Raw genomic sequence first — 26,331 nt, 5'->3', positions numbered from 1 at the left:
TCCCCTTTATAATGAATATTTCTCTAGCTGGCCGGTTAATGGATGATCAGCTAGACAAAAACCTTTGCATTCATATCTTTCCGATTCTTCATTAAAGGAGAGAGTGCGCAATATGGTTTCATTTTTCAGCTGTGATAATAGTTTACCCTCACTTGAAGGCAGGAAAACATTATACGGGATCATTTCATCAATCACGTACTTTTCAATTTCTTCCATGATTTGATTCAGGTCTGAATGATCATAGGCACTTATTAATAATGAAGCACTACTAGATGACCTTACAAAGTCAGTGTGAATCCTATCTTTCTTATTATACAACGTTAGCTGTGGAATGGAAGGGACTTCTAAGTCATTTAGCAAATCGTGTACCGTTTTCTCGTGATTAAAGTAATCCGAACTTGAGGAGTCGACAACATGGAGCAATAAATCAGCTTCCTTCACTTCTTCGAGTGTCGAGCGAAATGCTGCGATTAAAGAAGTCGGCAAATCTTGTATAAAGCCAACAGTATCCGTCAGTAGCACGGTAAATCCGCTAGGAAGAATGGCTTTTCTAGTCATCGGATCAAGTGTAGCAAACAACTGGTTCTCCTCGAAAGAATCTGCCTCAGTTAAACGGTTGAACAGCGTTGATTTACCCGCATTCGTGTATCCGACCAGGGCAATTTGAAAGGTTTTATTTCGTTTCCTTCTGTCGCGATACCGTTCACGATGCTTAACTATCCCGCTTAATTGTTGTTTGATTTCATCAATTTTCCCACGAATGTGGCGGCGGTCGCTTTCTAACTTCGTTTCTCCAGGTCCTCTTGTGCCGATTCCGCCTCCAAGCCTGGACATTGCCGTACCCTGCCCCACCAAACGCGGCAATAAATATTGGAGCTGAGCCAGTTCAACCTGCAGCTTCCCTTCTCTTGAGCGCGCTCGCTGAGCAAAAATATCTAAAATAAGCTGTGTCCGATCTATGATCCTTGCTTGCAAATATTTAGAAAGATTACGAATCTGACTTGGAGATAATTCATCATTAAAGATAAATAGATCCGGCTCCAACTCTTCTTCTAAATTCTGAAGTTCCTCCACTTTTCCTTTACCTATATATGTAGACGGATCAACCCTTTCCCTTTTCTGAGTGATTGTCATTAGCACCTCGCCATTCGCCGTCTTCGCTAACGAAGCCAGCTCATCCAACGAATATTCAAAACGTTCGTTAGCCTCTGTTGTTTGGCATCCTATTAATACAGCCGTTTCCTTCATTGATTCATCCAAATCGCGCACCACCTTTATGAAAGATTTCAGTTAATCATAACAAAAAAAATTAAACTTATAAAACTTTCGTAAAAACAAAGATTTTAACCATTTTAAATTATTCGATAACATGCTAAAATCAAATTTGACTTTAACATCAAATTGAAAAGACATAGAGGGAAAAACATATGACATGGGAAGTATTAAGCTTCATAGGTACAATTGCATTTGCTATAAGCGGGACCATTATTGCCATGGAAGAAGAGTATGATATTTTAGGCGTTTATATTTTAGGTATCGTAACCGCTTTTGGTGGAGGAGCAATCCGAAATTTATTGATTGGTGTACCTGTATCAACATTATGGGATCAAAGTTTCTATTTTATCATTGCATTAGTATCTATCACCATCGTTTTTGTTTTTCCTACCATTCTATCAAAGCATTGGGACAGATGGGGGAACTTAAGTGATGCGATTGGTCTTTCTGCCTTTGCTATACAAGGGGCCATGTATGCGGTTGATCTGAATCATCCCATAAGCGCCATTATTGTTTCAGCTGCGTTAACCGGATGCGGCGGCGGGGTAGTCCGTGACGTGCTGGCCGGAAGAAAACCATTAGTCTTTAGAAAAGAAATCTACGCAGTCTGGGCCATCATTGCAGGCTTAGCGTTAGGCAGCGGAGTCTTATCTCAGTCATGGCAGCTATATACGCTCTTTACCGCTATCACTATATTGCGCGTCCTTTCCTACACATATAACTGGCACCTTCCTAATAAAAAATGGGTACCAAAAACATAAATCTGAAAGCCCGCCATTTTTGGTGGGCTTTCGTTTGTCATTCTTTCTCATCATCCTCAAAAATTAAATCTTGGCTGGTTAAAGTGAGTAAATCGACTTTTTCAAACGAATCTTCTATTAATAGCCGCATTGCCTGCGCCCTAATCGACTTTTCAAGAACATTTCGGATATAGCGGCCGTTAGAAAATGATATAGGTCCGCGAAACGAACGTAATATGATTAAATGATCTTTTAATTTTCTCTCAGCATCCCGGTTCATAATATATTCACGTTCCTGAAGCATTCGATCAGATATTTCCATCAACTGATCAATCGTATAATCTGGAAAATCGACAACAAGCGGGAACCTGGAATGAAGGCCAGGATTTAGACTGAGAAAATAATCCATTTCTCGTGAGTATCCTGCAAGAATTAAAATGAATTCGTGTTGTCGGTCCTCCATATGTTTCACGAGCGTATCTATGGCTTCTTTGCCAAAGTCCTTTTCGCCTCCTCTCCCCAAGGAATAGGCCTCATCAATAAATAATATCCCGCCAATGGCCTTTTTAATTAAATCACGCGTTTTTTGGGCCGTATGACCAATATATTCTCCGACCAAATCTGCCCTCTCCGCTTCAATTAAATGCCCCTTCGAGAGTACATTCATTTTTTGAAACAACTTTCCAATTAAACGTGCAACCGTGGTCTTCCCTGTTCCAGGATTTCCTTTAAACATCATATGGAGCGCTTGACGACCAGTCTTCAGCCCTCTTGTTTCCCGTTGCTTGTTGATGTAGATCCAGGCATATATTTCTTTTATCATCCGTTTCATTTCTTCCATGCCAACTAGCGCTTTTAATTCATCTTCAATTTCCTTTAATGCTACATGCTGGTGGGGAATTTCTTGCACCAAAATTTCTTTTTCTTTTATAGGTAGATCCTTTTGTAGCGCTTTTCTATTTTCCGCATTAAACACAATGTTGATTTGCCCGTTATTTTTCATACGGATCGGTTGTTCCAATGCATTCACCTCTCCATCTTGGACCCCTGACGCCACAATTTTCATTCGATTTATGATGGCCATATGCCGTAATGAGCACAGCCTTTAAACTATACCAATCGGGAAATTCCCTTATTACTTTTCATGAATTCCTAAGCTTTTAGAATAATTAGCTAATTTCCTCTTCAAACGGCGACTTAATTAAACAGGATTCTCACCTCTAGAATATAAATACGACAATTTTATCTCCATTTCATCAATTCTTTTTTTGAAAATGTCATTTCCTGCGCTTTCCCGGAAAATAATCCGTCCCTTAATATATATTCAAAACGTGTGCGTAAAATAATCGAATCCTTGAAAAAGATACAAGAGTAGGCTCAAAAAAAAAAACAGGTCGCTATAAGCGAAGCCTGTCTTTTTGATCCATTTATATGATTATTCCTTCACTTCGTAATCAATTTGAACATTACGTTGTGGAGCGAATGTAGAAATCGCATGTTTATAGACTAATTGCTGCTTGCCCTCTGATTCAAACAAAACGGTAAAATTATCGAACCCTTTAACCTGTCCTCTAATTTGGAAACCGTTTAATAAAAATACCGTCACATACGTACCATCTTTTCGTAATTGATTAAGAAACTGATCTTGAATATTTACTGATTGTTTCATGTATTAGTCCTCCTCTTTTCTCTCTAAATTTATGTATTCGCCTTTATTGAAAAGCTTTCCTGCTATAAACCCAGATATTTCATGTATTTTTTTTGAAAAATCTTCTAGATTGGTCATATCAAACCAAATTACATCCATTTTATTCCGGAACCAAGTCAATTGCCTTTTAGCATATCGGCGAGAATTTTGCTTTAAAGCCTCTATTGCTTCCTCTAATGATGCTCTTTCATCAATATAATCATAGATCTCTTTATAGCCAATAGCCTGTATTGATTGGCAATCCCTCAAACCTTGTTCATAAAATGACTGAACCTCTTGAATCAGCCCTTCTTCTATCATCCCGTCGACGCGCTGATCAATACGCTGATATAATTTTTCCCGATCCATTGTCAAACCAATTATGCACGTATCATATTTCATTTCTGTCGGCTGTTCATCCAACTGCTCACTCATCGTTTTTCCTGTACAATGAAAAATCTCAAGTGCTCTGATTACCCTTCTTACATTATTAGGATGAATACGATTTGCACTTTCCGGGTCAACACTCCGTAATTGTTCAAAAACAGGATCGATTCCTAATTCCTTAACTTGTTTTTCCAACATACCCCTGTAACTGGGATCAGATGGCGCTTCTGAAAATTGATAATCATAAATGACCGATTGTATGTATAGACCTGTACCACCGACGATAATAGGGAGTTTTCCTCTGTTTTGGATATCCTCGATACATGCATTAGCACGCTCCTGGAACTCAGCCGCGCTAAATGGTTCATCCGGTTCCTTAATATCAAGCAAATAATGAGGAATTCCCTCTGTTTCTTCTCTCTTGATTTTCGCAGTCCCTATATCCATCCCTTTATAAACCTGCATGGAATCTCCGCTGATAATTTCACCATTAAATTGTTTAGCCAACTCAATGCTCATTTTCGTCTTACCAACAGCAGTCGGTCCGATGATAACGAGAAGTTTTCTTTTTTGTTGTTTCAACATTCTCACTGCCTTATATGATTTTTCCCTATCTTATCATAATCTCGGGGAAAGCAGCCAAACATCTATCCATTATGTCCAAAAGCTATTAGTTTATTCACATCTTCTATCGAAACCACCCTGAATAATATTCACTAAAACAAGGCGATTAATATTTTTTTAAGTGATGCTACTTTTTTCATTAAAAAGGTTTATTTAGACGATAAAGGTGCTTTTCTCTCTGGGGAAAAGATGACTACGCACCCTAAAAGGAGTCGAGAAAAATGATTTATGAAGAAACATACCATTATCTATTATTTAATGTATCCTCTACTGAATTCGATACTTGCTTATATTCGCTATTACATATCGACAGGGAGGGAGTTGTTCAGCGTTCTTTACATCAAATGGCTCAAGGAATAGGCACAACAAAAAAAGATTTATATCAAACACTTAAAAAACTTTCGAACAAACAACATAAGGTTTTCATTCCCGTTGAAAGTAATGGTGAAAAGAAATATATATTCAAACTTGCATGACCGGCCATCTTGACTTCAAAGTAAAACAGACCTCTATTGTAAAAAATATAGTTTCTTCTATAGTAGTGTGTTTCGTAATTTACCAATCCATTCGAAAAGGTTACTGATAATGTCCGCTTATCGGATGACTGTATTTTTCATAAGTAATCTTTCGTAAGGCCAGTCGTATCAAGGGTCCTAGCAAAATAGTTATTAAAGGTACTAAAAGAAGGTTCTGAATGAATGGGATACAAATTATTATGAATAAGGGAATGAAACTTGAGGGATTAAATAAGAGATAAACCATTTTATTAACCACCTAAATCTGTATGTAATGCATTCAATAATAAAAATAGAAAAATAGACCGTATCAAACCGGTCTATTTACTTTCCTATCATTAAATTCTCTATTACAAAAGGAACTAGCTCATTCCTCTATATACAGGTATCATCATCGTAACGGTGGTTCCTGTCTCATTAGACTTTACGGTAATGTCACCATCATACCTGTTAACTAAGTCTTTTACGATAAACAGGCCTTGTCCTCTAACCTTCCCCTTTTGTGCCTTTTTGGTAGAAAAGCCGCTGACAAAAATATTTTCCCGATCTATAGTAGAAATCATTGGTCCGGTATTGGTAACCTCAAACGTATACTTTTCTTCGTTGGCTTTACAGATTATATTCATTCGGCGTTCTTGCTCAGGTAATTCAGTCGTTGCCTCAATAGCATTGTCGATTACATTCGACAACATTTTAATCAAGTCAATTGTTTTGACCATGTTGAAAGAATTAGGAGAAACATGAAGTGTAATATCGATGTTATAATTCTGGGCTGAGAGCTTTTTCGTCTCTAAAAGTACAGATAAGCCAGGGTGATTCACATCCAATTTCATCGATTCAATCGATTGCACTTCTTTTGAGAGACCGGTTGAATAATCTAATGCTTTACCATTTTCACCAAGCTTGAGAAGTCCATGTATAACTTGAATATGATTTGAAAAATCATGTCTTAATGAGCGGACAGAAGCGATAAGTGATTGAAATTCTGATTGATACGTATCCTCAGTATCCCCCACTTCCCGTTTCAATTCTTTTTGATACCATTTTTGAATCACAAAAAAGGTAACTAACAGCATAATAACAAAGCCCCCATTATAAACGAGGATGGCAATACTGCTTTTTAATACCTTTCCGTTAATGGTATTAATATCCTCTGCACTCACATCAATACCTAAAAAACCAATAATGGCACCTTCATGATCTTTTATTGGCACCCCTACAGTCAAATATTCGCCATATACTGGATCCTCCAGTATTCCAGTAATAAAGCTTTTTCCTTCATAGGCTTGTTTGACCTGCTTTTTAGGAACCGTGCACACCCCTCCAATAGGAAATTCCTTTTTAGAATCTTTAGAAAACCCGGTAATCATAGCTCTCGATTCTTTCGGATTATCCACCATCAGGGTATATACATACAAAGCCCCAATTTTTTCCCGTGCATCCTCTAAGTAGGTTTCTATATCCGTATATTCTTGGCTCTTTACTGGGTTATTGAGGAAACGTTTATACGCCTCTATATCCATTGAGTCTGCAATAGACTTAGCAGCTACCAAGTTTTGATTCGCAACAGATTTCTGAACAGAATTTTTAATACTTAAATAAGTAGAAAACATGTTTAGAAGAATAAATAGTATTAATAAAATAATGGTCAAATAAAGAAATGCCCTTAACTTTTTATTTTTCATAGCATTAAATTTACCTCATCTCTAGCAGTTAAAAGTTAACGAACCCATTCTGAGTTTACTATATAAAGGGACAAAGAAATAGAGAAAAATCAAATTACCTCTATAATAGCAGGCTTATAAGACTATATTTAATCAAATAATTACCAGATAATTCACTTCGTTCTTTTGAATTTTTCTCAACTTGCTTTGATCCTGAAACTCTTTACATTTCAAACTACTTTAAATCCAATATAAACTAAAAAAACCATTCCAATTCCTCATATTTTACAAATGAACTAATAAAATCCAACATCTAACTATACGTTCCCCCACCTAAACTATGTTATTAACATTCAAAAAAGCCAATAATATTCTATTGCCTCTTGAAATAAATAATTTTACCCTTTATATGAAAATATTTCAAGAATGAAAAGGTTTTATAAGTACAATACATACCAATTTTCACATTATTTCATTCACCTTTTAGTAACATATTATCTAGATCAACCAAAAACAGACTGTTTCACTCTTGCTGGCACTATTGAACTACTTATAGATTATGAAAAAATCAAATTGAATTTGGCCAGTTCCTTAAGAATGAAGATAGAAACATTTGAAAGAGAACACCAAAAGTTCCCACTCATAGTCGTAGCTCACACCAGAAAAAACATCTGGATTCAATATCTTAATATCAAACAAGAAGGAATCAGAGAATAAGCGTCTGATTCCTTCTTGATACCCACCTTATTCTATTTAATCGTACTAATAACTGCCCGCTCATACATTCTCTTAGTTGCTTGGTAATATAGTAGCTGAAAAAGAAAATACGTACCGATAACTATAGCCGAATAGCCGAGCAAATTAGAACCCAATAAATTACTTAATGCGACGAATGCAAATATCGCATGAACCACCCCAATTACAAAAGGCACAAAAAATAGAATGCGTATCTCAGCACTTAGGATTTTGCGAATTTCTTTTCGTGTTAACCCCATTCGATCAAGAGCATTAATTTGGATTTTTTTATCTTCCAAATTCGTAAATACACGAAGATACATCATGCTTCCTTGGACGATAAAGAATAATAAACTGACAAACAGGCCGATAAAGAGTGTTAACATACTTCCTTGCCTCAATTTCTCATAAATCGGTGCTCTTGTTTGCAATTTATTCTGTTCCGGATTAATAGCTATTTTTTCGATTTTCTCAGATGTTTCTATTGCATCCTCCCAATCTTTAACTTCGTACCCGCGTACCCTTACCTTTTGTTTTAAAGGTACATTATCAGTAATATCGGTATACATCTTATCATCGACAACCATAAGAGTAGTTGCTGATCCGATTGGGGCAATTATGGTTTGATTTCGCTGCCCTACCATAGTTACTTGTATAATCTTTTTGCCATAATGAAGTTCCTTTTGATCCCCCTGTTGTACGAATTGAAAATTTAATGTCGCATAAGGATAAATAAATAACGCTTCTTCTCCCGACAATTGGACAGGGTCTAGTTTCCGAAATGCTGTGACTTTGTTATAGTCTCTTTCCGAGATTAATAATGACTGATTTTCACTAAGTTCTCCTGTACCCAAATTAGGCATCATCTGAGTAACCGGCACACCTGTCACATTGACTTTGTATGGGATCTTAAATCCATCTTTCTTTAAGGTTTTCTCTACTTCTGAAGGCTGAATGACGGAATAGACAGAAGCGTCATTTTCTATCCAGCCGATTGCTTGTGGAATGTTATCCATCCCCTGTTTCTTTAAATCTGCAGTGAACATAAAAAGCGTTCCAGCCGCTGTCAAAATGACAGCGGTAATAATTGAAGTCAAAAAGAATAATCTCGAATAATTCTTAATTTCAAAAATCAGGTTAGTTTGAGTAATTAAATTCGTCCCATTATATAAGCTTTCCTTCTTCCCATACAGCCTTCTGCACAAAGCAACAATACTCTGGCTGAATAAAAAATAAGTGCCTATCAGCACGAAAAATAGGATCGGCAGTACTCGTAGAAATGAATTGTTTAATGTCATAGTAACTGCCAAATAATAAGAAATACTTAAACAAATAACGGATAATGCAATTAACCACTTTGATACAAATGGCATCTTTTTTGGTTTTTGTTTATCTTTTAGTAAATCGACTACCTCTAAATTTTCGATTTGTAACAAAGATAGGAGCGATAATAACTGAAATAATAAAAAGAAACCAACAATCGTATAAACAAAAGCTTTAGGGACCAAGACAAATGCTAATGGTTCTTCGACCGCTAATAAAGACGAAACAATCATTAGAAACAACTTAGAGAATAAAAATCCCAATCCTACCCCTATCGCAATCGATACCAGAGACACAATTGTTTGCTCCATATAAATTAGTTTTCTAAGTTGAGATTTAGACATTCCAAATAGCGTGAGCAAACCAAACTCTTTTTTTCGTGGCTGTATAAAAGCAGCATTAGAATAAGCGATAAAGAAAACCGAAAAAACAATGATAACAATTTCAGCCGCAATAAGAGCAACACGCACAATCTGCCCGCCACTAATATTCGCATTGACAACGTCAGGATGAAAGATAAAGGATGCATAGATAAAAAAGATTGAAACGGAAAAGACAATGCTGAAAAAATAGGCAAGATAACGTTGGGTATTTCCTTGGATATTTCTCTTAGCGAGATGTCGAAGGTTCATGATAGCCACCTCCCAGTACACTCAACGTATCTAAAATCCGTTGATAGAAGCTCTGTCTTACCCCTCCATTGTGAACCTCTGAAAAGAACTTACCATCTTTAATAAATAGAATCCGATCACAAAAACTAGCAGCAGTTGGGTCATGGGTGACCATTAGTATGGATGCCCCTTTTTCCTTCTGAAGCGTTGTGAAGGTATCCATCACCTGCTTGGCAGATTTGGAATCTAAATTACCTGTCGGTTCGTCCGCTAAAATAATGGATGGTTCATGAATCATTGCTCTTGCACATGAGGTTCGTTGCTGTTGACCTCCAGAGATTTCAAAAGTCCGTTTATCTAAAATTCCCTCTATACTAAGAAGATGTGCCAACTGATTTACTCGATCTTCCATTTCTTGCTGTTTATAATGATCTAACGCTAAAGGAAGAAGAATATTTTCACGAACTGTGAGTGTATCAAGAAGGTTAAAATCTTGAAAAACAAAACCAATTTCCCTCCTGCGAAACAAAGCAAGATCACGGTTTTTCAATTCATTAGGGTTTTTTTCATTTAGAATGACTTTCCCAGAAGTGGGCCTATCAATGGTTGCCATTAGGTTCAGCAAAGTTGTTTTTCCGCTCCCAGATGGTCCCATCACCCCAACAAACTCCCCTTTTTGAACATCCATGGTAAAGTTGTCTAACGCTTTATGAAATAAATTTCCTTGCTTTTGAAAATAGGTTTTGGATAGTTGCTCTGTTTTTAATATCGCCATCTATATGACCTCCTCTTTCTAAATTAAAGTATAAAGAATAAAGCAGGAGGCTCACATCGATGTTTATTACATAACCGCCTAACAACCTTACAATTTTGTCATCTTTCATGTAAGGTATTTGTGTTAAAGAGAAATTGCACTGTAGATCCCTCAGAAACAGTCGATTGAATGCTAACCCTATGTCCAAGCCTGTTAACGATTTCCTTTACTAAGTATAATCCCATTCCCGTCGACTCTTGTTGTGTTCGTCCATTTTCTCCTGTAAAAAATGGATCAAACACTCGTTTTAAGTCATGAGGGGCAATTCCTATGCCTTGATCCGTAATGCAAAGGACAATATCACGATCTTTTTCTGTAATGCTGAACGTAATAGTATCCCCCACTCCCTGCCTTGAATACTTCAATGCATTAAAGACAACTTGACTGATGGCAAAGTGAAGCCACTTACGATCTGAATGCACTTGAAAATTCTCATTCTCAGTTTCAAGCTTGGGATAAATGGTCCGTTGAATGAATTGTTTTTTTTCCTCGTTAATTACTTGCTTGACTAAATTTATTAAATCAATCGGCTCGGCCTTTACATCTTCAGAAAAACGCTGTAGCCTTGCTCCGTGTAAAATAATTTCCAGCCCCCTGCGAAAACGGTCATTTTCCTCTCCAAGCTCTTTAAGAAAACCCTTCATCGACTCATCCGAAAATGTCCTTTTCCCTTCTTGAATTAGTAAAGAAATGACTGAAACAGGCGTCTTCATTTGATGAACCCATTGGTGAATCAAAAGCTCATATTGTTCCTTCATTTTTATTTGTTCTTGTAATTGCGTAATAGTAGCCTGGTTCATTTGCTGAAAAAGCTCAATCCATGTTTTTTGTTCCTTTGTCACAGGATTCATAAAGATTTCGACAAATTCAAAAGTCAAACTCGGTTCTTGCTTCATCCTTACTAACTGATTAAGAAAACGGTAATGCCTTATGTAATCAATCGCTAAAAATAGTAACAGCATAAAAATGGAGAGAACAATCATATAGAAGATATTAGATATCGATATCTGATTTCCCGCTTCTAGAATGACTAATACATATGTAAGAATAAGCAAACATCCTAATAGAATGGTATAAAATATAAAATAAAGACGGTCTTTTATAAAGGAAAGTAGATTCACTTATCTTCACCTTGCATTACCTTGAGCCGATAGCCTTTTCCTCTGCTGGTTGTTATGGCATGTTTGATGCCAATGTCTTCGAGTTTTCTCCGTACTCTTGTGACATTGACTGTCAAAGTATTATCATCAACAAATGAATCATCATTCCATAAGGCTTCAAGTAAATCTTCACGAGAAACTATGGTGTCGTAATGTCGAATTAAACAATTCAATAAACGAAACTCATTTTGGGTTAATATCGCCTGATTTTGCTGGTATTCAATCATCGCCTTTTCCGTATAAAGGGTTAATCCATCCATTTCTTTTACCTGTTGATGGAGTGATGATGTTCCCGCATACTCGCCATATGCCCGTCGAAGAGCACTCTTTATTTTCGCTAGTACGACTTCCAAATGGAATGGTTTTGTAATATAATCATCACCGCCATGTTCAATTGCCATGACTTGGTTCATTTCATCAGTCCTTGCTGAGATAAATAAAATGGGAACTTTTGAAATCGTCCTCATTTGGCGGCACCAATGGAAGCCATCAAAAAAAGGTAGATTAATATCCATTAAAACCAAATCAGGCTTCATCTCTTTAAACTCGACAAAGACATGGTCTAACCCCTTAGCTTCAGAAACTTCATACCCGTATCTTTTTAAATAATTGATTAAAATGGCAGCTATTTTGACATCGTCTTCAACCAAAAAGATTTTATACATCTTTTCCTCCTCTAACGAATAGTTCGAAATACCAAATTTCACAAGTCACGAAATTAATATACCTATTCGAAAATACATCTTTTGTTTATGTAATAATTTCCCTTCTACTCAGAAATCATATCAATCTGTTCTTTCTTTGTAAATTCACAATAAAAAACCTTGAAAGGTCAGAGCCAATCAAGGGGATTCAAATAAAATTAGATTTCCTCTGGGATCTTCAGTCCCTCAATGAAAGATTTAAAACTTTCTGCAACCTTATATATATTTTCATCCTGGCTTGATGGATCCGAATACCAACCCTGATCCCAGAAATAAACTCCTTTTTCCTCATCGTTATATATTAGCAAGATTTTACCAGCATACGTGTCATTACCTATGATAATACAATTCTTATGTAAGTCTTTTTTATTCTCCTCATGCCATTTCTGTAAATCAAGCTCTTTTTCCTCAAGATCCAATCCATATAATACATTTAAACAAACGAGAGTGTCTAACGCATCCACATAAAACTTGCAGTTTTGTACAGTAGTGGTACCACCATTATATTCAAGGAGAAATTGTTTATAATCCGCAGGGATTTCAAAACCCACATATTTTTCAAAGTTATTTACTGATTCTTGCGAGCCTTTTCCGTATCCAGTAATATTTACCATTCTATCAACTCCATTTCAATTTTATGTGTAGCAACAGTACTATGAATATATTGCTCTTCACTACATGCTAATCCTGATTCTTCAAAAAATATTCACTTCGAAATTTCAAATTAAGGGCTATTTTGAGGTTTTTTAACATTATAGGTATCTTACCTATTACCTTTCAGCCAAAATTCAGTCTTTTTGCTAAAATAAATAGCCAAGTTGATTATTCTTTACGATGATAATTCACGGAATAAGTCCTGGCGCCCATTAAAGCTTTGACAACGCCACCTAGCTCTTCCCTCGATGAGACCCTTGAAAAATACTTTTTTTAAATATATTAACATAATTTTACTAATCTTTTCAGTATTTTCTGATATTTTTTTATTACAATTCTATGTCAACTTAAGAACAAACGTTGTTAAAAAAGGATTTCTCCCCGCTTAGAGCGAATATAAATTTTGAAAAAATGTGTAGAAGAAGGTCTTAAAACTAGAACATAAAACAAAAGATTTAGTCTATATAGCAAGAATGAAAGAAGCAAAAACACAGGTATTGGTTTTCAACATTCAATTGCTGTATCCTATCCAAAATATCAATAATCACCACACCCCTATTAAAAGGTTGAATGTGACGATTTTATGGCGTGGCGACCAAATATAGACTATTCGAGATTTATATTTACATTATATATGGAGAACATATGAAAATAAAAGGAAGGCCCATATTAGGCGTATTAAATAAGTGCCTTCTTTAATTTATTTGTCATTTTACTAAAACCACAAGTTTGTTTAAGAATGGGGATTGCCGCAGCGCCCCCCCATTCTTAAACTCATGCTCCCGATAACTGAATAAACACCTTTGATTCTCAAATATGGAATTAATTAAATATTAGCTAATCTAATATGCATCTATTAAAACTGTTAATTGAATATATACCTTACAATAGCCATAAAGACTATTCCAGCTATTACTGTAACTGATAAACTCTTCGTCCATAAGGCTATAATTAGAGTTGGTACAATAACAGTAAGTACACTCCAATCAATTGATATTAGAGATTCATCTTCAATGATAATGCTGTCAACGACAAGTGCTGTAAGAATGCAAATAGGGATAAATGAAAGCCATTTAGTTATGGGCACTGGAAGAGTAATATTTCTTACAACCAAAAATGGAATAATTCTTGGAATAAGGGTTACAGTTGCACATCCCAAAATTACAAGAATAATGGTTAAGTTAAAACTCATTTGTCTCTCATCACCCCAATTGTTGCAACAATAATAGTCGCTAAAATAATAGCTATATGAGAAGGAACAAACATACATAGAAGGAACATTGTTATTACAACATACAGGACTAGAGATATGTAAAGCTTAAGTTTGCCTTCTTTAATACTTTGTAATTGTAAAACAAGTAATGTCAAAAACATTGCAGTTAAAGCGAAGTCTAATCCAAATATTTCCGGATTAGAAATCCATTTACCAAAGATCGCTCCTAAAACGCAGGATATGATCCAGGATATATAGGCTGTTATGTTTAATCCATTCATCCATTGATCATTAATCTTTTCACCTTTAATAATTTTGTTAATGGCAACACCAAATGATTCATCCGTAACAAGTGCTCCAATACCAATATTTTTCATTAAAGAATATTTAGTAAAGTGAGGAGCTAGGGTCATACTTAATAAAAAATTTCGTAAATTCACAATAAAAGTTGTTAATATAATGACTGAAATTGGACTTCCTGAAACTAATAATGCACAAATGATAAACTGAGATGCACCTGCATAAACTAATGTTGATAATAAAGCAATTTCTAAAATACTCAGATTTGAAGATACTCCAACAATTCCTGCTGCAATTCCAATACTGATGTATCCTATTAAGGTTGGAATGCAATCTTTTACCCCTTGATGAAATGTAAGAATGTTTTCTTCCATATCAATTACTTTTAACACTTCATTCATACCTCCTCGTTTGTTATATTGTACATTTGTATGTTATAATAAACAACAAAAAGTTTAATGGAGGATTATTTATGGAACCTATTGAAGAGATTATAGCCAATAATCTTGTCAATTTAAGAAAAAAACGAGGATTGAGTTTAGATAAAGTAGCTAATCTTACGGGAGTTAGCAAAGCGATGTTAGCTCAAATTGAAAAAGGGAAGTCTAGTCCAACCGTCACTACTCTATGGAAAATTGCAAATGGATTGCAAGTATCTTTTTCTGTTTTTATGAAGGAAGCTGTAAAGCCACAAATTGAAAAAATAAACATTAATCAACTACCTCCAGTAATTGATAATAATGGAAATTATCTTGTCTATTCTATCTTTCCATATCATCCAGAAAAAAAATTCGAAATTTTTACAGTAGACTTAAAGCCTGGATATAGTCATATATCAGAAAAGCATCTGGGTGAAGAATATATACTGATAAAAAGTGGTGAACTTACAATTGATATACATGGTAAGGAGTTTGTATTAACTACTAATGAAACAATTAACTTTAGTTCTAGTGCTGAGCATAGCTATATAAACTCTTCAAAAGAACTAGTTAGTTTTTACATACTTATCTATTATCCTGACGACATTCATTAATGAATTTCTAAAATAGACGAACGTATATGCTGCCCTTCATAGTTAGTGACTTATGGAATGAAGTATAAAACTTTTAATATTAATTAATCTAAGGTAGATAAAAAAATGCTCACATTTCACTTGAAATGCGGGCATTTTTGGGTTTAGAAGATGCTCATAAAGACTCATTCTTGTTCAATTACTCTTGTTTTCATCTTCAATATAATCCTAACATTAATATAGGAGCTAGCTTTCATGTCGCTTCTTGTATTAAATTATATGCTTTTTTACACCCGAAAGGATAGCTTGGAAACGCACTAAAACCATGAAATTCAACATCGATAGTTCTGGAATTGCTCAGTTTTTATAAGCTCTAAGACAAATAGAAAGACAGTTTAGTATAACAAAAGAGGATTTTTTGATTTTATTAGAGCCCACTTGTGGACATTATTCATATTTGGTTCAACAGGCTTTACTAAATGAAGGGTATGATTTGTTCCAAGTTGAAAATAAATCTGTTGGAGAATTTCGCAAAAATAATTTAGGGATCAATGAAACTCAGATTCAATGGGTGCAAAGGTAGTGTCTTTTAGGGATGGCATAAGCTATTACATCTTCATGCAAGGCGTTACCCCTATTAGACCACAAACGGTATTACAATCCCTATTTAGAACCGTTATGCGATATTGGTATTTAAATATTCAACTTACTCGAAGCAAAAATCAAGTTCAAAAATTATTATAGGTTACTCACCCAGTTTTGAACAAAGCTTTCAAGAAATTGGGTTTTCCTTCTGTTATGAAATGGTTTTAGAATATCCTATTGGGTTACACACGAAAGCATCGACTGAAGAGAAATTATACAAAGCTATATCAAAAGCAGGTGCAAAAAATGTTGCGAAGAAGGCTGCAGAAACACTAGTAGAAGTTATGCCCAATACTGAACATCTCGTTGGAAGGCAGCAGTGGATAATAAAGAGTGAAAACTTCGTTCTATTTATTCGTGTTCGTAGATATGAATGAATAGAACGAATTGGAGGAGGATAAATGAAAGCAATTGTGTATACAAAGTACGGTCCACCCGACGTTCTTCAGTTGAAAGAGGTAAAAAAACCTACTCCTAAGGAAAATGAAATACTGGTAAAAGTAAAAGCGACTACCGTAACAGTAGCAGATATTCGGTCAAGGAGTTTTACAGTTCCTCTTTCTGTTTGGCTGCCTGCTCGAATAACACTTGGTTTTAGACGTCCCAAAAAATCTATATTGGGTTTGGAGTTATCTGGGGAAGTTGAGTCAGTAGGTAAAGATGTCACGCAGTTTAAGGAAGGTGACCAGGTTTTTGCAGCTTCCCAAATTGGTTATGGTGCTTATGCCGAGTATAAGTGTCTACCTGAAAATGGACCAGTATCTATTAAACCCAACAATTTATCTTTTGAGGAAGCCGCTGCCATTCCAATTGGGGCACGAACAGCATTGTTTTATCTTAGAAAAGCTAACATTAAGAGTGGTCAAAAGGTTCTTGTCTATGGTGCTTCAGGAAGTGTAGGAAGTTATGCAGTACAGATTGCCAAGTATTTCGGAGCAGATGTTACAGGGGTATGCAGTACCACGAATTTAGAATTAGTAAAATCTCTGGGAGCCAATCAGGTAATTGATTACGCTAGAGAAGATTTTTCGAGTAAGGGCGAGACTTACGATGTTATTTTTGAAGCGGTAGACAAGAGTTCGTATTCAGCTTGTATGAAATCCCTAAAGAAGGACGGAACCTATATAAACGTCACTGTACCATTACCTGGTGTGCGAATGCTATGGACCAAATTGACAAGCAGCAGGAAATTAATTTTGGGTCAAAATTCACCTGAAAATTCCGAAGCTCTAAACTTCCTCAAAGAACTTGTTGAGACGGGGAAGTTAAAAGTGGTCATTGACAGATACTATGCGTTTGAAGAGATAGTTGAAGCTCATAGATATGTCGAGAAAGGACACAAGAAGGGAAATGTCGTCATAACTGTGGAACATAATAGCAAATCCTAATAAATGGAGCACTATTCTATCAATGATTAGGGCAATGGAATCTGTTTATGGGTTAGGAAACCATTGAAATACAAGAGTGAGTTTTCAATTAAGATAACATCAAGCTATCATTAAGCTAACGGGTGCTTTTCTTGAATAAACACCAATCCGAATCCTTTTCCCTTATTCATTAAGATGCAAAAAAATCCCTACTTTTTAATCGCAAACAGGGATTTTTTCTTTGTTTAAATATTGCGTTTTTCTCAAAGCACTAAACTACATTGAAGAAGAAAATACTTAAACTACTTTAATCGCTTCTTCAATTGTTTCAAATGGAATGATTCATTCACCAACGGTCCACACTTCCTCCAAACTACTTTATTTTTCCTTGGAGGATTTAACACAGTATGTTTAAATCAGCCTTATCCCTACCTCCGTCGAAAACCAAAGATGCTCCTACCCAAGTTTCTTATCCTAGATAGGCTTTAGCATCCACCATGCACCTAACTTCGGTATTTACCTCAAGTGGTCCCTCCTACTTTTAATTTCAGTTGGATTTGAATATACTCACTGAGCTCACTGCTTTAAATTGCCTAGATCCGTTTGAAGAACTTTAACCTCAGAGATTTTTTTGAAAAGTTTTCGTGTTTGAAAGCTTTTATACGCTTATGACACTCAAGATTAAACCAAAAGCACAAGGAAGTAAGTAATATCCACATTCGAAATTTAATTCCCTAGAAATGAAGCATAAACGATAATCCAAAATAAAAAACAATTTAATGAAGTAAAAATTATACTATCTACCTCATTCCTCTCACTTGCGGATCCAAGATTGCCGCAAAATGTATTTTTGATATTTAGAAATGCATTAATAGAATCCCTTTCCTGAATATATCAACGATAAAATAAGAAAAGAAAAAAACTTTATTAAGTAAGGATCTGTGCCTCATTTACTCAACTTTTAGTCTTAAACAACTGGTCAGCAAAAGCCGCAAGAAGTTCATGGTTCCTCTTTGACTTTTTTCTCATATGAACAAAATAATTAGTTTCTAAAAAATCCTGAATAACAACTATAAATTCTAGTAATCCTAATGACATGGAGGACACTTGAAAACGTCCAATTATTATTTGTTTGGTACTAACATTATTTCAAGGAAGTAAAGTGTCTCCTTCTTTTGGTGTTAAATCACAAAAATTGATGCAATAAAATGCTGTTACTGAGGAGGAGGAAGTCTATTTAAATCCCCATGGGAATAAGTGTTATACATAGAATACTTCTAATGTTTTCTTGAAATATTAAGATGAATAATAAATCCCAAATACTATCTTAAATTAATAACTTTAAAGTTATATTCATATCATAAAAAATATATTTGAAATTAAGTGTCTAGAGTCGTATGATAAGTAGTGAAGATTTAAATTTAATACAAAGCAAATTAAGTTTAACGTAAAGGGGAAATAGATATGGTAGATGTAGCTTCAAAAACAAAGCCTGAACAAGAATCATTTAATTTCACTGCAAATCAAGAACAACTGGATATTCTGGATCAGCTTTTAAAGCCTGAGGTTCAGGAATCATTGAATACTTTAGTTGAGCAATTGCCAAAATTGACTGAACTAGTTAGTATCTTGACAAAGTCTTATGATTTTGCTCAATCAGTAGCAACTGATGAAGTATTAAAAAAGGATACGGTTAGTGCGATTACAGAAATCGCTGTACCTGTAGTTGATTCAGTGAAAGGGCTTGCAGCTAATGCAATCGAGGCTAAAGATCGTGCAGAAGAAAACAATGATGTAATCGGTCTTTTCGGTTTGTTAAGAATGATGAAAGACCCACAAGCACAAAAGCTTTTCCGTTTCGCGAGTGCTTTTCTTGAAATTTCAGCAGAACGAAATAGTCTAAAAAAATAAATCTTTAAACTTTCAATTAGTAAGGACGGGGGATTAATATGTCAAAACAAATCGTCATTTTAGGTGCAGGCTATGCTGGATTGCTATCTGCATTAACTGTTCGTGAATATTTTAATAAAGATGAAGTCCAAGTAACAGTGGTGAACCAATACCCAACACACCAAATCATCACAGAACTTCACCGTCTTGCAGGCGGATCAATTTCTGAACCAGCTGTTTCTATACCTTTAGAGAAACTTTTCAAAGGAAAAGATATCGATCTTACCATTTCGAAAGTGGAATCTTTCTCAGTAGATAAAAAAGAAGTAAAACTTTCTAATGGTTCTACTTTATCATACGATGCTCTTGTTGTAGCTTTAGGTAGCCAAACAGGATTCTTTGGTATTCCAGGACTTGAAGAAAATAGCATGGTGCTAAAATCTGTAAATGATGCTAACAAAATTTACAAACATATCGAAGATCGTATTCGTGAATATGCACAAACAAAAAATGAAGCAGATGCAACGATTGTAATCGGCGGCGGTGGATTAACTGGCGTTGAGTTAGTTGGTGAAATCGTTGATCATTTCCCTAAAATCGCTAAACAATTTGGCGTAGACTTCAAAGACTTGAAAATCAAGCTTGTAGAAGCTGGTCCAAAAATCCTTCCAGTATTACCTGATCCTTTAATTGAACGTGCAGTGGTAAGCTTAGAAGCACGTGGCGTTGAATTCTTAACAGGTCTGCCTGTAACGGGTGTTAAAGGAAATGAAATTGCTTTGAAAGATGGACAAACTATCGTTGCTAATACGCTTGTTTGGACTGGTGGCGTTGCTGCTCTTCCTATCGTTGGTGAATCAGGTCTTGAAGTAGATCGTGGTAAAGCAACTGTTAATGAGTATCTACAATCTAAATCTCATAATGACGTATTTGTTGTAGGAGATAGTGCTGTTGCTTTCCCTCCAGAAGGTGGCCGCCCATACGCACCAACTGCACAAAATGCTTGGCAAATGGGAGAACTTGTTGGTTACAACCTATATGCAGCATTAGAAGGCAAAAAACTAGAAGAATTTTCACCTGTAAACTCAGGAACACTTGCTAGCCTTGGTCGTAAGGATGCTGTTGCTACAGTTGGAGCTAATAACACTCCACTTAAAGGTCTACCAGCTTCATTAATGAAAGAAGCAAGTAATGTTCGTTACCTGTCTCATATTAAGGCAATGTTCAGCCTTGCTTATTAAGTGAAATGTTGAACTAAAGAAATGTAATATTGCACTATGATTGAAAGCTTCCATTTTAAATGATTATTTTTAAATGGAAGCTTGGAAATCGAGTATTCCATGAACTGGAACAAGGGGAACGTGAAGTAAAATAAATGATTGCTTGATCGAGGGTCATACTCACAATAGCTATTCTAGATATTTTTTCTCAGTCCCGTGGTCCAGTTCATATAGATTATTAAGGATTTTTCATTGACACGTCTACAACTACACCAAAAACTTCATTAACCCAAGTCTCTTGGCTTTCCTCCCCTACTTCACAAATCCTGAACAGAAGATACCTACATAAAATAACCCCCAATTTAGAGAAATTCCATACATTATCTAAGGATAGAAAGAGACCATTCATCCTTGAGATGAATGGTCCCTTTTTGAAAGTCAATAAAATATAGAAACAATCTTTGCCCCTAAAAGAACCTACTAAATAACTTGGTTGATGCCAAATCTAAGGATAAAACCCTCTGGCAATCTTGCGTTTGTCAAAATCCCGGTTTCCTTTAAGCGATTACTATTATAGGAAGATACTTGCATCAAATCTTCATCCATATAAGCAGGATGAGTCATTATTTCCACACTTTGCCCATCGATTACCCGACCCTTGAGATTTTGAAAATAATCTTCAACCACCGTTTCTCCATAAAAATCATCAAGAAAAACATCTGTAACGGTTTGGACACCAGCAAAATGTTTTCCAGCATTACGCACAGGAAGTTGATATTTCTCTGTCAGATTTTTTACAACCGGCAGAAAATTTTCAATCCCGTGTACATGATGATGGCTGTCTAAATGAGACGGATAAAGACCAAATTCTAAAAATCTTTCAATCTGAGCTGACCATTCTCTTTCCAATTCAAGCAAAGAAATGTCGGCTGGTTCACCATATACCACCCCTTGTTTCTTGAAGTGTCCGGAATCGTCAATTAAACTCGGCACGTCGCTCAACAAAGGTGTCCCCCATGTCAATACCAAGTGTATACCGACTTTCAACGAGGGCGTCCTCTTTGCGATTTCAATCGCATGCTCCGTTGCTTTTGCATTCATCATGATCGTTGTTGAATTGACAATTCCATATTTGTGGCTATCCAAAATTCCGTAATTTACTGATTTAGTTAACCCGAAATCATCTGCATTTACAAGAACTTCAATCATGATAGGTTATCCTGCAATTCCTTTTTTTCAAAAAACTGTGGCAAGAAATCTTTATGCGCTTCAAGCATTTCGTCTAAAATAAGTTTCGCAACCCGGTCACTTGGAACGAGAGGATTAATCGTCATAGCAAGCAATGCAGTATCATAGTTACCTGAGATTGCCGCTTCGATGGACACTCTTTCAAATGACTTGATTTGCTGGATTAGACCACGAATCGCCACTGGAAGCTCTCCTACGTTAATTGGTTTCGGACCATCCTTAGTAATCACACAGCTAATTTCAATAGCCGAACCATACGGAATTCCCTCAATAGCCCCATGGTTGATAGTATTTACCGCTTGAATGTCACACTTATCCGAATGCATCGAGCAAATTAAACGCACTGCTGCATCGCTGTAGTAAGCGCCTCCTCGCTCTTCAAGCTGTGGTGGCTTAATAGCCAGCCCCTTGTCTTTGTATAGCTCGAATAATCCTTCTTCAAGCTTTTGAACCACCTCAGCGCGTGTTTCACCTTTTTCAGCATCCTTCAACTCTTGAGCAAGCACATCTCCTGTTTTGTAATAGTAATTGTGGTATGGACAAGGGAACAAATTTAAAGCTCTAAGGAATTCTGGCTCCCAGCCCATTGCGTGAATATTCTTCATTGTAACGGCTTTAGCTGGATCTGTTATCAGATTAATGATTTGATCTTTCACACTTTTCCCATCAACGAATACATCGAGGCCGTAAACCATATGGTTCAAACCTGCAAAGTCGATCCGCACTCTTGAGGGCTCCACGTTCATTAAATCCGCTACTCCACGCTCCATACCAATCGGTACATTGCAAAGTCCGATGACTTTGGTAATATTACTGTGACGTAACACAGCTTCCGTTACCATACCAGCAGGGTTTGTGAAGTTAATCAACCATGCATCCGGACAAACTTCCTCCATCTCACGAGCTATATCAAGAATAATAGGAATTGTTCTAAATGCCTTGAAAAGTCCACCTGGTCCGTTCGTCTCCTGTCCAATAACTCCGTGTTTCAGTGGAATCTTTTCATCAAGAGCCCTAGCAGCGAGCTGACCAACACGTAGCTGAGTTGTTACATAGTCAGCTCCTTTAAGCGCTTTCTTTCTGTCTAATGTTAGATGAACATCAATCTTTACACCAGCCTTTTCAACCATCCTTCTTGCTAAGTCCCCAACAATTTCAAGCTTTTCCTTTCCCGCTTCGATATCCACAAGCCAAATCTCGCTTACTGGAAGCTCTTCATGGTATTTAATGAAACCTTCAATCAGTTCCGGCGTATAGCTCGAGCCGCCGCCAATTGTGACAATTTTTAACCCCTTACTCATTCTGCTGTCCCCTCCTTCACAGCATCTGCATTTAAAAACTCTTCACGCAGATCAATCATTTCTATCGCAAGATCCCTTACCGTCATGGCTGTCATTAAATGATCCTGAGCATGCACGAGGAGAATTGGAAGGTCAAATTGGTCTCCGCCTGCTTCTGCATGGATTAATTGAGTTTGAAATTTATGGGCTTGTAATAATTCTGTTTCTGCCTCAGCGATTTTCAATCTAGCAGAATTAAATTCTTTTTTCTTCGCTTCTTGCATAGCTTCCATTGCAAAGCTTCTCGCATTTCCACTATATAAAATCAGTTGAAATGATAATTGGTATAATTCTTCTTTTTCCACTTTTATCACTACTTTCTTAAACGTTTAGCGTTTCTGAATCTTTTGTAAGCTCTGTTTTATTTTTTGTGTCTATCTTCACTTGGGCATAAACGAATGGTAAATAAATCACTGTTGAAATGACTAAATTTATAGCAGCTAATACCGCACCCGACATATGTCCCCCTGTAGCAAGAAATCCTCCAATAATCGGTGGTGTAACCCAAGGTATCTTAGCGACAATTGGAAAAACCATTCCGCTACTTACTGCTATATAAGAAATAACTGTTGTAATTACTGGACCGAGGACAAATGGTATGAACCACATTGGGTTCAGAACAATAGGCAATCCGAATAGAATGGGTTCGTTAATCTGGAACACCCCTGGTGCCCCTCCAAGTGCAATCATCTGTTTATAACGTTTTCGGCCGGCAATGATCATTGCAATGATCAGACCCAATGTTGCTCCAGATCCACCTAAATAAACAAATGCATCTAGGAAAGAACCTGCCAGTACTCCGTATTGGTCCATATCTTTGACACCTTGTGCGTATAAATCAATATTTTTCACCCCCGAACTTTCAAAAAGCGGTGTTGTAATTCCACCAAGGATATTTGGTCCGTGTAAACCAATCATCCATAATAAATGAACAAGAAATACTAGTAAAATGGCAAATGGCAGTGAATCTACAGCACTTTGTAAGGGGGAGACAATTACTTTACTAAGCCAGTCATTTAATACCTGTCCATCTGTAACTTTACGAAAAAGTAGTCCGAACACACCAGCAAAAAAGATTGTTGCCATTCCCGGCACTAACTTTGCAAATGAACGAGCTACTGCTGGTGGTACTCCATCAGGTAATTTAATGACTAAATATTTTACTCTTGAAAGTCTAACAAATATCTCTGTTGCTACAAGGGCAACGACTATTCCTGTAAATAAGGCTGTTGCATTAAAATAATTTACGCTGACGAATCCCCACGCTCCGCCTGTAACATCCTTATCATCGATGGTTAAAGTGACATTGCCGATTTGAGGCAATAATAAGAAAAAACAGGCTGCAGAAACCAACATTGCTTCAAAACCGTCATCCCCGTACGATCTTGCTAGTTTATAAGAAATACCGAACACAGCGAATACCGTCATAAACACAAAGGTTCCAAACCAAATATCACTGCCAAGCGTATTCCATGCTGGGCCGAAAATGGCCTCCATCATTCTTCCATAAGGCTTGATGACTTGCCCAAGGTTATTAAACAGGACAGCAAACGACCCGATCATTGTAATCGCTATCATTCCAATCAACGTATCACGAATTGCAAGTAAATGACGGTTATTCCCTACCCTTACAGCTCCAGGCATAATATACTTATCAATAAAAGTCATCATATCCTTATTCTCCTTTTATTAAAGTAGTGGCTTGTTTTAGTACTTCTTCACCATTACATAGACCATAGAACATTGGATTGATGGTTGCGACTGGAATTCCTTTTTCTTTTCCTGCTTCCTGTAACTTAGAAAGAAGATATCGAACCTGTGGACCTAATAAAATGACATCAGCCTTATCCATTTCGTTGTTCACTTCTGCAGAACCAACAGCCCATATTTTACAATCTACTCCTTGTTTCTTTGCACTGTCTTCCATCTTGGTAACTAGCAAACTTGTAGACATTCCGGCTGAACAACATAATAAGATATTCATTGAAATTACCCCCCTTTTTAATAATTGATTATTCTGTATTTTTACAATAAATGAAATCACACATTTTTTGCTCAACCAATGATTTGTCTTTTTCATATCACTCTCCTTAAAAGATAATTACTAAACTGGGTATTATTGCCTCTGTATTTATATTGTAGTTACAAATATAGAAAATATCAACACAAATTTTTATTTGTTACTACAAATTTATTATTTAATGTTGATTATTGAACTTATCCGAGATAATCTTAATGTATATATTGGAAAGAGTTTAGGAGGAATCACTTTGGAAACCATGAATAAAGAAGCGGCATTGCATTCCATAGTTAAGGAATCAATTATCAATCTAATAAAAAACGGCGAATATCAAACGAATACAAAATTACCAACTGAAGCGGAATTTTGTAAAATATACGGAGTAAGCAGGACAACAGTTCGCACTGCTTTACAGCAATTGACTGTCGAAGGCTATATCTATCGTGTTCAAGGCAAAGGGACTTTCGTTTCGGAAAATAAAGTGAAGCAATTTCTTACAAGCACGGTTGAAAAGTTCTCTGAGCAAGTCACGATGCAAGGGAAAAACCCCTCTACAAAGGTCATAAGCTTAAAGGTTATTGAAGCAAACGCTACCCTAGCCAATCTTTTCAAGCAAAACGTAGGTGATCCTGTCAACAAGCTAGAGCGTGTGCGTTACGTAAACGATGTCCCACTTCAATATGAAATAGCCTATCTCCCTTGGTACAAAACGCCTGGGCTGAATATTGAAGCCTGTGAAAAATCACTCTTTAATGTGCTTGAAACACAGTTTAGTTTAAAAGTAAAAAAAACAGTCGAACACTTGGAATTTTCCCTTGCCGATGACTCCATTTCAGATAAGTTAGAAGTCCCTAATGGTTCACCCTGTTTTTCGTTAGAAACATACACATATGAGAATGATGGATCGGTTATTGAATTCTCTAAGACCCTCTTTAGAGGCGACCGTGCACACTTTGTTATTGAACGAAACTATTAAAATATTTAAACACTAAAAAAAGACGGATACTTGCTTCAATAAGGCCATTCGTTTTTTTATATGTAATTCTCTTAATCTAAGGAATATAATATTCCCTATATTGTGCCATATGAAGTTTTCTCATTTTTAATTCATTTAAAAAGGTTAATTCAATATTTTATTTAATCATGGTTTTTCAAATACAAAAACACAGCAATCATTATAAGG

Annotated in this window: 24 protein-coding genes and 1 pseudogene; 8 read left to right on the top strand and 17 right to left on the bottom strand. The window is 36.1% G+C overall.

The annotated features are described in order from the left end of the window. Positions 1 to 6: 6 nt before the first annotated feature. Positions 7 to 1,248 (bottom strand): GTPase HflX, encoded by a 1,242-nt coding sequence (gene hflX, locus NST21_RS09630; RefSeq protein ID WP_340892486.1) that lies wholly within the window; start codon positions 1,246 to 1,248, stop codon positions 7 to 9. Between the two features lie 179 nt (positions 1,249 to 1,427). Between hflX and NST21_RS09625 the strand changes: the two genes are divergently transcribed. Further along, entirely contained in the window at positions 1,428 to 2,036 is a 609-nt protein-coding gene (locus tag NST21_RS09625; RefSeq protein ID WP_340888826.1) for a trimeric intracellular cation channel family protein, read from the top strand. A 37-nt stretch (positions 2,037 to 2,073) separates the two neighbouring features. Here NST21_RS09625 and spoVK read toward each other — a convergent pair whose 3' ends face one another. The 3 genes from spoVK to miaA form a co-directional block, all read right to left on the bottom strand. Continuing rightward, on the bottom strand, positions 2,074 to 3,036 hold the full coding sequence (gene spoVK, locus NST21_RS09620) for a stage V sporulation protein K (protein WP_053348021.1): 963 nt from the start codon (positions 3,034 to 3,036) through the stop codon (positions 2,074 to 2,076). Between the two features lie 414 nt (positions 3,037 to 3,450). Then, positions 3,451 to 3,684 carry an RNA chaperone Hfq gene (gene hfq / locus NST21_RS09615; protein ID WP_034313436.1) on the bottom strand — a complete coding sequence of 78 codons (234 nt, stop codon included), beginning with the start codon at positions 3,682 to 3,684 and terminating at the stop codon, positions 3,451 to 3,453. Between the two features lie 3 nt (positions 3,685 to 3,687). Further along, positions 3,688 to 4,674: a tRNA (adenosine(37)-N6)-dimethylallyltransferase MiaA gene (gene miaA / locus NST21_RS09610; RefSeq protein ID WP_340888824.1), complete on the bottom strand. Its 987-nt coding sequence runs from the start codon at positions 4,672 to 4,674 to the stop codon at positions 3,688 to 3,690. 260 nt (positions 4,675 to 4,934) lie between these two features. On the opposite strand from miaA, the gene NST21_RS09605 reads away from it, so the two are divergent. Next, entirely contained in the window at positions 4,935 to 5,189 is a 255-nt protein-coding gene (locus NST21_RS09605; RefSeq protein WP_340888822.1) for a hypothetical protein, read from the top strand. A gap of 401 nt (positions 5,190 to 5,590) precedes the next feature. On the opposite strand, the gene NST21_RS09600 is transcribed toward NST21_RS09605, so the two are convergent. The 8 genes from NST21_RS09600 to NST21_RS09565 form a co-directional block, all read right to left on the bottom strand. Further along, entirely contained in the window at positions 5,591 to 6,913 is a 1,323-nt protein-coding gene (locus NST21_RS09600) for an ATP-binding protein (RefSeq protein ID WP_340888820.1), read from the bottom strand. Between the two features lie 728 nt (positions 6,914 to 7,641). Continuing rightward, on the bottom strand, positions 7,642 to 9,582 hold the full coding sequence (locus NST21_RS09595) for an ABC transporter permease (protein ID WP_340888817.1): 1,941 nt from the start codon (positions 9,580 to 9,582) through the stop codon (positions 7,642 to 7,644). Continuing rightward, complete coding sequence (locus tag NST21_RS09590; protein ID WP_053345427.1) at positions 9,560 to 10,336, bottom strand: ABC transporter ATP-binding protein; 777 nt, start codon at positions 10,334 to 10,336, stop codon at positions 9,560 to 9,562. Before NST21_RS09590 ends, NST21_RS09595 begins: the two co-directional genes overlap by 23 nt. Positions 10,337 to 10,434: 98 nt before the next feature. Next, positions 10,435 to 11,496 (bottom strand): sensor histidine kinase, encoded by a 1,062-nt coding sequence (locus NST21_RS09585; protein WP_340454233.1) that lies wholly within the window; start codon positions 11,494 to 11,496, stop codon positions 10,435 to 10,437. Further along, positions 11,493 to 12,200, bottom strand: coding sequence for a response regulator transcription factor (locus NST21_RS09580; RefSeq protein WP_340888816.1), 708 nt, complete (start codon positions 12,198 to 12,200; stop codon positions 11,493 to 11,495). Before NST21_RS09580 ends, NST21_RS09585 begins: the two co-directional genes overlap by 4 nt. 197 nt (positions 12,201 to 12,397) lie before the next feature. Further along, positions 12,398 to 12,853, bottom strand: a complete 456-nt coding sequence (locus tag NST21_RS09575; protein ID WP_340888815.1) for an SMI1/KNR4 family protein — start codon at positions 12,851 to 12,853, stop codon at positions 12,398 to 12,400. 905 nt (positions 12,854 to 13,758) lie between these two features. Further along, positions 13,759 to 14,085: an AzlD domain-containing protein gene (locus NST21_RS09570; protein WP_340888814.1), complete on the bottom strand. Its 327-nt coding sequence runs from the start codon at positions 14,083 to 14,085 to the stop codon at positions 13,759 to 13,761. Then, a complete protein-coding gene (locus tag NST21_RS09565) occupies positions 14,082 to 14,807 on the bottom strand; it encodes an AzlC family ABC transporter permease (RefSeq protein WP_340888813.1) in 726 nt (241 codons plus the stop codon). The genes NST21_RS09570 and NST21_RS09565 overlap by 4 nt, the downstream gene beginning before the upstream one ends. A gap of 71 nt (positions 14,808 to 14,878) precedes the next feature. Between NST21_RS09565 and NST21_RS09560 the strand changes: the two genes are divergently transcribed. The 5 genes and pseudogenes from NST21_RS09560 (at position 14,879) to NST21_RS09545 (ending at position 20,561) form a co-directional block, all read left to right on the top strand. After that, a complete protein-coding gene (locus NST21_RS09560; protein ID WP_340888812.1) occupies positions 14,879 to 15,439 on the top strand; it encodes a helix-turn-helix domain-containing protein in 561 nt (186 codons plus the stop codon). Positions 15,440 to 15,651: 212 nt separating this feature from the next. Further along, a pseudogene (locus tag NST21_RS28740) lies at positions 15,652 to 16,395 on the top strand (IS110 family transposase); the annotation flags it as partial. A 69-nt stretch (positions 16,396 to 16,464) separates the two neighbouring features. Then, positions 16,465 to 17,451, top strand: coding sequence for an NAD(P)-dependent alcohol dehydrogenase (locus NST21_RS09555; RefSeq protein ID WP_340888811.1), 987 nt, complete (start codon positions 16,465 to 16,467; stop codon positions 17,449 to 17,451). Positions 17,452 to 18,894: 1,443 nt separating this feature from the next. Further along, positions 18,895 to 19,341, top strand: a complete 447-nt coding sequence (locus tag NST21_RS09550) for a DUF1641 domain-containing protein (protein WP_053345419.1) — start codon at positions 18,895 to 18,897, stop codon at positions 19,339 to 19,341. Between the two features lie 38 nt (positions 19,342 to 19,379). Then, positions 19,380 to 20,561, top strand: a complete 1,182-nt coding sequence (locus NST21_RS09545) for an NAD(P)/FAD-dependent oxidoreductase (protein WP_053345418.1) — start codon at positions 19,380 to 19,382, stop codon at positions 20,559 to 20,561. 459 nt (positions 20,562 to 21,020) lie between these two features. Here the strand turns inward: NST21_RS09545 and chbG are convergent, their stop codons facing one another. The 5 genes from chbG to NST21_RS09520 are packed head-to-tail and all read right to left on the bottom strand — an operon-like array spanning position 21,021 to position 25,112. After that, the gene (gene chbG, locus NST21_RS09540; RefSeq protein WP_340888810.1) at positions 21,021 to 21,749 is read right to left on the bottom strand and encodes a chitin disaccharide deacetylase; all 729 of its coding nucleotides are present in this window, start codon (positions 21,747 to 21,749) and stop codon (positions 21,021 to 21,023) included. Then, complete coding sequence (locus NST21_RS09535) at positions 21,746 to 23,089, bottom strand: 6-phospho-beta-glucosidase (RefSeq protein WP_053345416.1); 1,344 nt, start codon at positions 23,087 to 23,089, stop codon at positions 21,746 to 21,748. The genes chbG and NST21_RS09535 overlap by 4 nt, the downstream gene beginning before the upstream one ends. After that, on the bottom strand, positions 23,086 to 23,433 hold the full coding sequence (locus NST21_RS09530) for a PTS lactose/cellobiose transporter subunit IIA (RefSeq protein WP_340888809.1): 348 nt from the start codon (positions 23,431 to 23,433) through the stop codon (positions 23,086 to 23,088). The genes NST21_RS09535 and NST21_RS09530 overlap by 4 nt, the downstream gene beginning before the upstream one ends. 16 nt (positions 23,434 to 23,449) lie before the next feature. Then, positions 23,450 to 24,799: a PTS sugar transporter subunit IIC gene (locus NST21_RS09525; RefSeq protein WP_340888808.1), complete on the bottom strand. Its 1,350-nt coding sequence runs from the start codon at positions 24,797 to 24,799 to the stop codon at positions 23,450 to 23,452. Positions 24,800 to 24,803: 4 nt separating this feature from the next. After that, positions 24,804 to 25,112 carry a PTS sugar transporter subunit IIB gene (locus tag NST21_RS09520; RefSeq protein ID WP_053348020.1) on the bottom strand — a complete coding sequence of 103 codons (309 nt, stop codon included), beginning with the start codon at positions 25,110 to 25,112 and terminating at the stop codon, positions 24,804 to 24,806. Between the two features lie 295 nt (positions 25,113 to 25,407). Here NST21_RS09520 and NST21_RS09515 point away from each other — a divergent pair, with 295 nt between their 5' ends. Then, the gene (locus tag NST21_RS09515) at positions 25,408 to 26,124 is read left to right on the top strand and encodes a GntR family transcriptional regulator (protein WP_340892485.1); all 717 of its coding nucleotides are present in this window, start codon (positions 25,408 to 25,410) and stop codon (positions 26,122 to 26,124) included. The last annotated feature ends 207 nt before the right edge of the window (positions 26,125 to 26,331 follow it).

Source organism: Peribacillus sp. FSL K6-1552, assembly GCF_038005205.1.
Taxonomy (GTDB): Bacteria; Bacillota; Bacilli; order Bacillales; family DSM-1321; genus Peribacillus; species Peribacillus butanolivorans.
The sequence above is the reverse complement of the archived record's forward strand: the minus strand, read 5'-3'. Positions and strand labels throughout refer to the sequence as shown.

Coding starts and splice junctions, on each gene's coding strand:
- hflX (WP_340892486.1), bottom strand. CDS start 1,248: ATGAAGGAAACGGCTGTATTAATAGGATGCCAAACAACAGAGGCTAAC.
- NST21_RS09625 (WP_340888826.1), top strand. CDS start 1,428: ATGACATGGGAAGTATTAAGCTTCATAGGTACAATTGCATTTGCTATA.
- hfq (WP_034313436.1), bottom strand. CDS start 3,684: ATGAAACAATCAGTAAATATTCAAGATCAGTTTCTTAATCAATTACGA.
- miaA (WP_340888824.1), bottom strand. CDS start 4,674: ATGTTGAAACAACAAAAAAGAAAACTTCTCGTTATCATCGGACCGACT.
- NST21_RS09605 (WP_340888822.1), top strand. CDS start 4,935: ATGATTTATGAAGAAACATACCATTATCTATTATTTAATGTATCCTCT.
- NST21_RS09600 (WP_340888820.1), bottom strand. CDS start 6,913: ATGAAAAATAAAAAGTTAAGGGCATTTCTTTATTTGACCATTATTTTA.
- NST21_RS09595 (WP_340888817.1), bottom strand. CDS start 9,582: ATGAACCTTCGACATCTCGCTAAGAGAAATATCCAAGGAAATACCCAA.
- NST21_RS09590 (WP_053345427.1), bottom strand. CDS start 10,336: ATGGCGATATTAAAAACAGAGCAACTATCCAAAACCTATTTTCAAAAG.
- NST21_RS09580 (WP_340888816.1), bottom strand. CDS start 12,200: ATGTATAAAATCTTTTTGGTTGAAGACGATGTCAAAATAGCTGCCATT.
- NST21_RS09575 (WP_340888815.1), bottom strand. CDS start 12,853: ATGGTAAATATTACTGGATACGGAAAAGGCTCGCAAGAATCAGTAAAT.
- NST21_RS09570 (WP_340888814.1), bottom strand. CDS start 14,085: ATGAGTTTTAACTTAACCATTATTCTTGTAATTTTGGGATGTGCAACT.
- NST21_RS09565 (WP_340888813.1), bottom strand. CDS start 14,807: ATGAATGAAGTGTTAAAAGTAATTGATATGGAAGAAAACATTCTTACA.
- NST21_RS09560 (WP_340888812.1), top strand. CDS start 14,879: ATGGAACCTATTGAAGAGATTATAGCCAATAATCTTGTCAATTTAAGA.
- NST21_RS09555 (WP_340888811.1), top strand. CDS start 16,465: ATGAAAGCAATTGTGTATACAAAGTACGGTCCACCCGACGTTCTTCAG.
- NST21_RS09550 (WP_053345419.1), top strand. CDS start 18,895: ATGGTAGATGTAGCTTCAAAAACAAAGCCTGAACAAGAATCATTTAAT.
- NST21_RS09545 (WP_053345418.1), top strand. CDS start 19,380: ATGTCAAAACAAATCGTCATTTTAGGTGCAGGCTATGCTGGATTGCTA.
- chbG (WP_340888810.1), bottom strand. CDS start 21,749: ATGATTGAAGTTCTTGTAAATGCAGATGATTTCGGGTTAACTAAATCA.
- NST21_RS09535 (WP_053345416.1), bottom strand. CDS start 23,089: ATGAGTAAGGGGTTAAAAATTGTCACAATTGGCGGCGGCTCGAGCTAT.
- NST21_RS09525 (WP_340888808.1), bottom strand. CDS start 24,799: ATGATGACTTTTATTGATAAGTATATTATGCCTGGAGCTGTAAGGGTA.
- NST21_RS09520 (WP_053348020.1), bottom strand. CDS start 25,112: ATGAATATCTTATTATGTTGTTCAGCCGGAATGTCTACAAGTTTGCTA.
- NST21_RS09515 (WP_340892485.1), top strand. CDS start 25,408: ATGAATAAAGAAGCGGCATTGCATTCCATAGTTAAGGAATCAATTATC.